At 52.4% G+C, this 8,348-nt stretch carries 5 protein-coding genes; all 5 read left to right on the top strand.

The genetic code is table 11. From position 1 onward, the window contains the following. Positions 1-252 precede the first annotated feature (252 nt). The 5 genes from JW953_23300 to accC all read left to right on the top strand — a co-directional run bounded on the left by JW953_23300 (position 253) and on the right by accC (position 8,338). Entirely contained in the window at positions 253-3,501 is a 3,249-nt protein-coding gene (locus JW953_23300; GenBank protein MBN1995634.1) for a PAS domain S-box protein, read from the top strand. Beyond that, entirely contained in the window at positions 3,502-4,251 is a 750-nt protein-coding gene (locus tag JW953_23295) for a response regulator transcription factor (GenBank protein ID MBN1995633.1), read from the top strand. A 94-nt stretch (positions 4,252-4,345) separates the two neighbouring features. Beyond that, on the top strand, positions 4,346-4,684 hold the full coding sequence (locus JW953_23290; protein ID MBN1995632.1) for a hypothetical protein: 339 nt from the start codon (positions 4,346-4,348) through the stop codon (positions 4,682-4,684). 468 nt (positions 4,685-5,152) lie between these two features. Next, positions 5,153-6,703, top strand: coding sequence for an acyl-CoA carboxylase subunit beta (locus tag JW953_23285; protein ID MBN1995631.1), 1,551 nt, complete (start codon positions 5,153-5,155; stop codon positions 6,701-6,703). A gap of 132 nt (positions 6,704-6,835) precedes the next feature. Beyond that, complete coding sequence (accC, locus tag JW953_23280) at positions 6,836-8,338, top strand: acetyl-CoA carboxylase biotin carboxylase subunit (protein ID MBN1995630.1); 1,503 nt, start codon at positions 6,836-6,838, stop codon at positions 8,336-8,338. The last annotated feature ends 10 nt before the right edge of the window (positions 8,339-8,348 follow it).

Raw genomic sequence — 8,348 nt, 5'->3', positions numbered from 1 at the left:
GTGCAGGAGTCTAATCCACTCACGCCGGAACCGTCGAACCTAATCGAGTCGCTCAGCCATAGGCTGAGGTTTTATAGGATAATAAATCCCAAACTGTCCATTGGCGCTCCCCGTTGTCTATAGCCTCGCCTGATTGATTAAACCTCTGGCCTATTTACGTTTGCGCTAAAACGGGTTACTGTTCTAAAAAATATTGTATCAGTTTGGGCCGATTTTCTTTTTTATTGGCCTATTGATTTTGAGGCGTCAGGTTTGAAAAAGCAAGAAGATGACACCGTCCAACAAATGAAAATAGCCTACGAGCAGGCGGCCCTCTATGCCCAAGAACTCAAGCAAGAAATTGCTGAGCGCAAGCAGGTAGAAGAAGAGCTAAAACAACGGGTGGCCCAGTTAGCCCTCATCAACGACCTCGGAAGCAAAATTGCCGCCGTACTTGAGCTGGATACTCTGTTGGACCGCGCCGCCCGGCTGGTGCAGGAAACATTTGATTACCATCACGTAGCCCTGTTCCTGGTAGCAGGGGAAGTGCTCAAATTAAAAGCAATAGCCGGTTCCTATAAACCATACTTTCCCCCGGATCATACCCAACGCTTAAGTGAAGGTATCAATGGCTGGGTGGCCACGCATGGACAAAAAGTGGTGGCTAATGATGTTAATATTGAACCGCGTTATGTTTCTTTGATTGCCGAATATACCATTACCCGGGCCGAATTGTGTTTGCCCATCAAAATAGCCGGTCAAACTATTGGTGTTCTCGACATTCAGAGCCAACATCTTGACACTTTTAGCGAAAACGATGTGCTGGCCATGGAAATTCTGACCGATCAAATTGCCGTGGCCGTTGAAAACGCCCGTTTGCACCAATCGCTCCAACAAGAACTATCTGAACGTAAACAGGCCGAACACACCTTACAACAGGCTCACGACGAACTCGAACGGCGGGTGGAAGAACGCACCGCCGAGTTGAGTCGCTCCGAAGAGCGTTACCGGAATCTCTTTGATAACGCCAACGACCTCATTCAAAGTGTTGATGCCGACGGCCGTTTTAGTTATGTGAACCGCAGTTGGCTGGAAGCCATGGGGTACGCCCCTGCCGAAGTTGCCAAGCTGCACCTGACCGACGTTATCCATCCCGAACAAATTACCCACTGCCAAAACATCTTGCAACGGCTCCAAACCGGCGAGCACTTCATCAACGAGCGGTTGATCCTGATCACCAAAACTGGCCAGGAATTGGTCGTTGAGGGCAATCTCAACCCCTATTTTGAAGAAGGACATTTTAGCGCCTGCCGGGGAATTTTGCGCGATGTGACCGAACGCGAACGGGCGGTAGATGCCCTGGCCACCCGGCTGCGCTACGAGCAGGCCCTCTCTGCCTGTTCGCAGGTATTACTGGCCAATATCGAGGCGGAAGAAGCGTTGACCGAAACTCTATACGAGTTATTGATTGTCACCGACGTCAGCCGGGTTTATATTTTTGAAAATTTTACAGATGTAGACAATGGACTGTGCATGCGCCAGAGCCATGAAGTATGCGCCTTTGCCGTAAAACCTGAAATCAACAATCCGGCCCTCAAACGTATCCCCTACGCCAAAAATTTTGAGCGGTGGCGGAGGGCCTTGAAGCATGGTCAAGCCATTGCGGGGGTGGCGGAAAGTTTTCCCCAGCCCGAAAGAGATTTTTTAAAAACGAGAGGCGTTCTCTCAACGTTGCTGCTGGCGCTCTGGGTTGAAGGGGAATGGCATGGATTTATAGGGTTTGATGACATTCACCGGCCCCGAGAGTGGAACGAGGCAGATATCCAATCCTTGCAAACAGCAGCCGGCATGATTGGGGTTTTTATTGAGCGCAAACAGGCCGAGGAAACAATGCGGGAAAGCGAGGAGAAATATCGCACCCTGATCGAGCAATCCAGCGACGCTATTTATCTGCTCTATGGGGGTCGCTTTGAAGTTATCAACCGCAAATTTGAAGAACTTTTTGGCGTTACCCAAGCAGACGCCAACGCCCCGGATTTTGTTTTCACCAATATCGTGGCCCCTAAAAGTCGAGGGATTATTAAAGAATTGGCCGAGAAGGAGAGTGAAGGCAAAAAACTTCCGCCTCGCTACGAGTTTACGGCCCTGGATAAGGACGGCCACGAAATTGAAGTGGAACTCACCGTTTCTTATCCCACCTACCGGGGAGGCTTGGCCACCCAGGGCATTATCCGCGATATTACCGAACGAAAACGCATTGAAGAAGAAAAACGCAAAGCCTATCAACAAGTGCAGCAATATGCCGACGAATTGGCCGAAAAAATCAAAGAGGAGCAGCGTCAACGAGAAATTGCCACCATCCTGGCCGAGGTGGTCGCCTCGGTGAGCCTGACCCTCTCCACAGACGAGTTGCTCAACCACATCCTGCTCAAATTGCAGCAACTTGTTTCTTACGATTCTGCGGCTATCTTTTTGGTCGAAGACAAACGCCTGGTGATAGAGGCAGCGCGAGGCTTTTATATCAATCCTGTTGACCAACATCATTCCCTTGACGACGACACTTTGTTTCAAGAAATGCTTACGCGCAAGAGCTATATTCTGATTGAAGATACACATAAGGACCCTCGCTATCGCTTTTGGGTGGGCGCTGAAGAGATCAAGTGCTGGGTAGGCGCCCCCCTGCTGGTGGCGCAAGAGGTGATTGGTTATCTTTCGCTGGATCGTTATTTACCGGGGGCCTTTACCACCGCAGATGCCGATCTGGTGCAGGCCTTTGCCCACCAGGTGGCCCAAGCCATCCACAACGCCCGTCTTTTTGCCAAATTAAATGAAGCCCAGGCCCAACTCATTCAACGAGAACGATTAGCCGCCCTGGGCCAAATGGCGGCGACGGTTGCGCACGAACTGCGCAATCCGCTGATGTCCATTCGCTTGGGGGTTGAATACCTTTTACAAGATGTTGGCAAAACTGACCCCCGCCGGCGGGGAGCGGAACTGATGCAGGCCAATATGGACCGAATTGACCGGATTGTGGAAGACATTCTCTTTATTGCCCGCGCCCCTCGGCCTACCTTAACGCCCGACTTGCTGAAACTGGTGATTGAAGACGAGTTAGCTCGCTGGGAATTAGCCTTGACCGAAAAGGAAATTGTCTGTTATACTCAGTTAGCGCCTAATTTGCCGCCAATTTTACTTGACCATGACCAGATGGGCCGGGCCCTCTCCAATCTCATTGGCAACAGCCTGGATGCCATGGGGACTGGGGGGGAACTACATTTGAGCCTGCATGGCCAAAACAGTAATCAAATCATTACCCTCAGCGATAATGGGCCGGGCATTGCCCCGGAATATCAGGCCAGAATTTTTGAACCTTTTTTTACCACCAAATCGCGCGGCACCGGCCTGGGGTTATCTATTGTCAAACAAATTGTTGAGTATCATCAAGGCAGGATTGACCTCTGGAGTGAGGTGGGCGTTGGCACCAAGTTTACCATCACCTTGCCGCAGGAAAAAGGAACGTAAATGACGGGTAAAATCTTAATTGTAGACGACGAGGAAGCCGTCCGCTTTTTCACGGCCGATGGTTTATCGCGGGCAGGCTGGGTAGCCTACGAGGCTGCTTCTGGCGAAACAGCACTGGCTATAATGGAAAAAACTCCTTGCGACGTGATGCTTCTGGATCTGCGCATGGCCGGTATGGATGGGCTGACCGTGATGCGTCAAACCAAAGAGCGTTGGCCTGAAACAATGATTATTATTATGACCGCTTATGCGTCTATAGACTCGGCCATTGAAGCGGTGCGCCAGGGCGCTTTTGACTATCTGCGCAAGCCCTGTTCGGTGGATGATATCATCTCCTGTGTCAACCGGGCTATGGCCAGGAAAAAAACATCTAACCGGCAACGGATATTATCTGAAACAAACGCAAAAGCGGCAACCACAACCGAAGCGGGCTGGAGCCCGGCCAACATTATTCGCTCCGGCGATCTGGAGCTCAATTTGGGGTCGCACACGGTTTTGCTGGCGGGGCGACCCGTGTCGCTGACCCCAACCGAGTATGAACTGCTGGAAATTTTGGCCCAAGCGCCCGGCCAGCCTGTTTCGCTTAAACAATTGATAGAAGATGGCCTGGGTTACGATCCCAATGACCCCCAGGCGCAAGAAACCTTACGGGTTCATATTAGTCGTTTGCGGCGCAAATTGGAGGCCAAATACATTGTCACCGTACGGGGCGGTGGCTACGCCCTGGCCAATATTCCTCCCATTATCTAATCCTCCTTAACATTTTGTAATAAACTGTAATAAACTGTTTGGTACAAAGGGAGTTCCTCCATGTTAGAATAGAATATGAAACCCCATCCCACCATTGGCTCAAAACATTTATACGGGCAGAATCAGGCTGTCACCCTTCCCGGCCGATCTTGCCAACCGATTACCTTATTTAGCCGGGGTTTTGAGCGTCAACAATATCTCAAGATACGGATTGATGGTAATGAACGGTAAATCTAAAAATAAATTGACCCAAAGTTTACAACCTACCATCTATTGCCCCATCACCAATAGGCCAGTCAGCCCGGATAACTGGAAACAATTTTCTGTTCCCGGTGGACAGGCAATCTGGTGGCATTGCTCAGAATGTTTGGGCTGGCATGTGGTGATCGGAGACAATCAAGAAATGTATAACCATGCCCCCATTTCTGCTTGAGTTTACCATCTAAAACCCGGCCAATTCCCCAACCTTAAGACAAAATGGCTATTGACCCGGTTAAAGTAGGGGGAGTATAATGTAAAGCATATTTGAACTGTTTTATCGGGCTTTGGTCCATGCCGGCCCGGGGTGACTTTCGGCCCTGATCCGCGATAACCAATGGACGCTGAGGCGGTAGGCGTCCCCGGCATGGATCAGGGCCCGATTTTTATTTTTGCCCCCCGCTAACCTCTTTCCTTTTGCCGCCAAACAATAAAGCCCTAAACGCCACCGCATCCATTCCTCTTAAAGAATGTTTCTTCAAAACGCAAGATGTGTTATAATCTCGCCTCAATTTTCTGTAGCGCCAGTTTATTTGGATTTTTTGGAAAACTGCCCCTTATCCCGAAACTAACACCCGGCCTGGGGGTTAAGTAGTAGGGGTCAAAACAAGGCCGGTGATATTTGAAAGCAGGAGAGGATGATATGGCGCTTGACCTAAAGATCAAGCATTTACGCGATTTAAAAGAAAGATCAAAACAGGGGGGGGGCGAAGCCCGCGTTAACATCCAACATGAAAAGGGCAAACTGACCGCCCGCGAACGCATCAACATTTTGCTTGATGAAGGCTCGTTCAGAGAGTTAGACGCTTTTGTAACGCATCGCGCCGCCGACTTTGGCCTGGCCAACCACAAGCCGTTGACCGACGGCGTGGTGACCGGCTACGGCACCATTGACCAGCGCCTGGTTTATGTTTTTGCCCAAGATTTCACCATCCTCGGCGGCAGTTTGGGCCGGGCGCACGCCGATAAGATCATTAAATTACAAGACCTGGCCCTCAAAAACGGCGCGCCTATTATTGGCCTCAACGACTCCGGCGGCGCGCGCATCCAGGAAGGAGTGGTCAGCCTCGGCGGTTACGCCGACATTTTTTTGCGCAATACCATCAGCAGCGGAGTTATTCCCCAAATCTCCTGCATTCTTGGCCCCTGCGCCGGCGGCGCGGTTTACTCCCCGGCCCTGACAGATTTTATCATTATGACCAAAGAAAACAGCTACATGTTTGTGACCGGGCCGGATGTCGTTAAATCAGTAACCCACGAAGACGTCACCTTTGAAGAATTGGGCGGAGCAGCCACCCACGCCGAAATCAGCGGCGTGGCCCATTTTGCCGCCGAAAGCGAAGAACTGGCCCTCTTTACCGCCCGCACCCTGCTCAGTTTTATGCCCCAAAATAATATGGAAGACCCGCCCGCCATTATCTGCCACGACGACCCCCTGCGCACGGAAAGTTTGCTGGACACGCTGGTGCCCAAAAACCCCAATAAACCCTATGACATGCACCAAGTGATCCAGGCCGTAGTGGACCATGGCTATTTTCTGGAAGTGCAGGCCCGGTACGCCCAAAACGTGATTGTTGGTTTTGCCCGCCTCAACGGGCGCAGCGTGGGCATTTTGGCCAACCAACCGGCCGTGCTGGCCGGGGTGCTGGACATTAACGCTTCCGACAAAGCGGCGCGTTTTGTGCGTTTTTGCGATTGCTTCAATATTCCGCTCGTTACCCTGGAAGACGTGCCCGGCTTTTTGCCCGGTTTGGCCCAGGAACAGGGCGGGATCATTCGACATGGGGCCAAATTGCTTTATGCCTATGCCGAAGCCACCGTGCCCAAAATCACGGTAGTTACCCGCAAGGCTTATGGAGGGGCTTACATTGTAATGAGCAGCAAACACCTGCGCGGCGACATCAACCTGGCCTGGCCCACGGCCGAAATTGCCGTGATGGGGCCAGAAGGGGCCATCAATATTCTCTATCGCCAAGAATTGGCCGAAACCGACAACCCTGAAGCCTTGCGAAACGAACTCATCAAAGAGTATCGGGACACTCTGGCCAACCCCTACGTGGCCGCCGGTTGGGGCTACCTGGACGATGTAATTGAACCCAGCCAAACCCGCCCCCGGCTGATAAACGCTTTAGAAATGTTACAAAATAAACGGGATGAGAATCCGCCTAAAAAGCATGGCAACATTCCGCTATAGTTTAGGTAAAAAAAATCAAAACCAAGAGGGTGCGTCCAAAATTTTTAGAAAGCACAGGGGGGAATTGGGGGGACGCCCCCCACACCGCCCGGTCCTCCTAAAATGTCGGACGGACCCAAACCAAGATAAATTATGCTCAGAAAGATCCTTGTTGCTAATCGTGGCGAAATCGCAGTCCGCATTATCCGCGCCTGTCAAGAGGTAGGCTACGAAGCCGTAGCAGTTTATTCGGAGGCCGACCGTTCCGCCCCTCAAGTGCGCATGGCGCAAGAGGCCTATTGCATCGGCCCGCCGCCAACCGTTGATAGCTACTTGCAGGCGGATAAAATTATTGACGTGGCGCTCAGAAGCGGAGCCGACGGCGTCCATCCCGGTTACGGTTTTTTGGCCGAAAACGCCGATTTTGCCCAGGCCGTAATGGCGGCCGGCCTGATCTGGATTGGCCCGCCGCCGGACGCCATCCGCCTGATGGGCGATAAAATAGCGGCGCGAACCGCCATGGCCGCGGCCGGCGTGCCGCTGATACCCGGCACCGATGCGGCCGGCTGCATCACCAACAACGAACTACTGGCGGCCGCCGGGGCGATAGGTTTTCCCGTACTGGTCAAGGCTACTGCCGGCGGCGGCGGCAAAGGCATGCGGATTGTGCGCCAGGCCGAAAACTTGCCCCAGGCGATCCACATGAGCCGCCGGGAAGCCCAGGCCGCTTTTGGCGACGACCGGGTTTATTTAGAAAAATTTATCGAAAACGCCCGTCACATTGAAATCCAGGTTTTGGGCGACATGCACGGCAACGTGATTCATCTGGGCGAACGCGAATGTTCTATCCAACGCCGTCACCAGAAATTGGTTGAAGAAGCCCCCTCGCCCATAGTGGACGAAACGCTGCGGCAAAAAATAGGCGCTATTGCCGTAGAGGCAGCCAGGGCAGCCAATTACTATTCGGCCGGCACGGTAGAATTTGTTTTTGACAAAGATAAAAACTTTTACTTTTTAGAAATGAACACCCGCTTGCAGGTTGAACATCCGGTCACCGAAATGGTAACCGGGGTAGACCTGATGAAAGAGATGTTCCGCATTGCCTCCGGGCGTAAACTGCGCTACAGCCAGGCTGATATTGATGTGAAGGGCTGGGCCATTGAGTGCCGTATTTTGGCCGAAGACCCCAGCAATAATTTTATGCCCTCCACCGGCCGCATTGTGGGCCTCACCACCCCCACCGGCCCCGGCGTGCGCGTTGATAGCGGAATTCAGTATGGCGTGGAAATAACGCCCTATTACGATTCGCTGATGGCCAAGTTGATTGTTTGGGGCGAAACGCGGGGCGAGGCCATTTTGCGCATGCGCCGCGCCCTGGAAGAATTCCGCGTGACCGGGGTGATGACCACCGTGCCCCTACACCTTCAGTTAATGAACTCCACCCGTTTTCAGGCCGGACAAATTGACACCAACTTTCTTGAGCAAAACTTCACCTTTAACCAAATCACCCACCCCGACCACGTTTGCGCGGCGGCTATCGCGGCCACGCTGGTGGCCCACCAACGCAATCAACAAGCTATGCTTTTACATCAAGGCGGGCCCAGCCCCTGGCGGCTCTATGGCCGGCGCGAAGCGCTTGACCGACGACTCAGGTAATCCTTTGAGG

The organism is Anaerolineae bacterium, from assembly GCA_016931895.1.
Lineage (GTDB): Bacteria > Chloroflexota > Anaerolineae > 4572-78 > J111 > JAFGNV01.
This window is presented reverse-complemented; position numbering and strand designations above follow the sequence as displayed.

Bases quoted from the DNA above. Each gene is read 5' to 3' on its own strand.
- JW953_23295 (MBN1995633.1), top strand. From the start codon at position 3,502: ATGACGGGTAAAATCTTAATTGTAGACGACGAGGAAGCCGTCCGCTTT.
- accC (MBN1995630.1), top strand. From the start codon at position 6,836: ATGCTCAGAAAGATCCTTGTTGCTAATCGTGGCGAAATCGCAGTCCGC.
- JW953_23285 (MBN1995631.1), top strand. From the start codon at position 5,153: ATGGCGCTTGACCTAAAGATCAAGCATTTACGCGATTTAAAAGAAAGA.